The 1726-nt window shown below is 61.5% G+C and carries 1 protein-coding gene; it reads left to right on the top strand.

Features of this window, described 5'->3' with window-relative positions; genetic code table 11:
* A partial coding sequence (locus BLO97_RS30420) for an immunoglobulin-like domain-containing protein (RefSeq protein ID WP_371914908.1) occupies window positions 1-1726 on the top strand: 1726 nt, incomplete at both ends.

Below are 1726 nucleotides of genomic sequence, written 5' to 3'. Positions count from 1 at the left end.
ACCACCGTCACCGAAAGCATCAGTACCGCCACGGGCGGTAACCTCGAAGCCATCGCCCCGAACACCGCGCCAGTCAGCACTGTGGTCAGCGACGTCAACGACACCACCACGGTGACCTTGACCGCCACGCCAACCGTGAACGAAAACGGCACGATCACCTATACCGCGACGTTGACCGATGCCAACGGCAATCCGGTCACCGCGCAAAACGGTCCGGTTACCGTGACCCTCGACAGCGGTAAAACCATCACCATCGCGGCCGGCGCAAGTTCGGGCGTGTTGGATGTGGCTGTTGGCAACGATGTTTACCAAGGTCCGACGACGGTTACTGAGTCGATTGCCTCGGCATCGGGCGGCAACTTGGAAGCCATTGCTCCAAACACCGCGCCGGTCAGCACCATCGTCAGCGATGTCAACGACACCACCACGGTGACGCTGACCGCCACACCGACCGTGAACGAAAACGGCACCATCACCTACACCGCGACGTTGACCGATGCCAATGGCAACCCGGTCACCGCGCAAAATGGTCCGGTCACCGTCACCCTGGACAGCGGCAAGACCATCACCATCGCCGCTGGCGCAAGCTCGGGCGTGCTCGATGTTGCTGTGGGTAACGATGTTTACCAGGGTCCAACAACGGTTACCGAATCGATCGCCTCGGCATCCGGTGGCAACCTGGAGGCCATCGCACCAAACACGACTCCGGTCAGCACCGTCGTCAGCGATGTCAACGACACCACCACGGTGACCTTGACCGCCACACCGACCGTGAATGAAAACGGCACGATCACCTACACCGCTACGCTGACCGACGCCAACGGCAACCCAGTTACGGCGCAAAATGGTCCGGTCACTGTCACGCTGGAAAGCGGTAAAACGATCACCATCGCGGCGGGCGCAAGCTCGGGCGTATTGGACGTAGCCGTTGGCAACGACGTGTACCAAGGCCCAACCACCGTCACCGAAAGCATCAGTACTGCCACGGGCGGTAACCTGGAAGCCATTGCTCCAAACACCGCACCGGTCAGCACCATCGTCAGCGACGTCAACGACACCACCACGGTGACGCTGACCGCTACGCCAACCGTGAACGAAAACGGCACCATCACCTACACCGCGACCCTGACCGATGCCAACGGCAACCCAGTCACCGCGCAGAATGGTCCGGTCACCGTCACCCTGGACAGCGGCAAAACCATCACCATCGCTGCCGGCGCAAGCTCGGGGGCGTTGGATGTGGCCGTCGGCAACGACGTGTACCAAGGCCCGACGACGGTTACCGAATCGATTGCCTCGGCATCGGGCGGTAACTTGGAAGCCATTGCTCCAAACACCGCGCCGGTCAGCACTGTGATCAGTGACGTCAACGACACCACCACCGTGACCTTGACCGCCACACCGACCGTGAACGAAAACGGCACCATCACTTACACCGCCACGTTGACCGATGCCAATGGCAATCCAGTCACCGCACAAAACGGTCCTGTGACGGTCACGCTCGACAGCGACAAGACCATCACCATCGCCGCTGGCGCAAGCTCGGGCGTGCTCGATGTTGCTGTGGGTAACGATGTTTACCAGGGTCCGACGACGGTGACGGAGTCGATTGCGTCGGCCTCCGGTGGCACCCTGGAAGCCATTGCGCCAAACACCGCGCCAGTCAGCACCATCGTCAGCGACGTCAACGACACCACCAGCGTGACGCTGACCGCCACACCGACCG

It is taken from the genome of Pseudomonas sp. NFACC05-1 (genome assembly GCF_900100135.1).
Classification (GTDB): domain Bacteria; phylum Pseudomonadota; class Gammaproteobacteria; order Pseudomonadales; family Pseudomonadaceae; genus Aquipseudomonas; species Aquipseudomonas fluorescens_Q.
The sequence above is the reverse complement of the archived record's forward strand: the minus strand, read 5'-3'. Positions and strand labels throughout refer to the sequence as shown.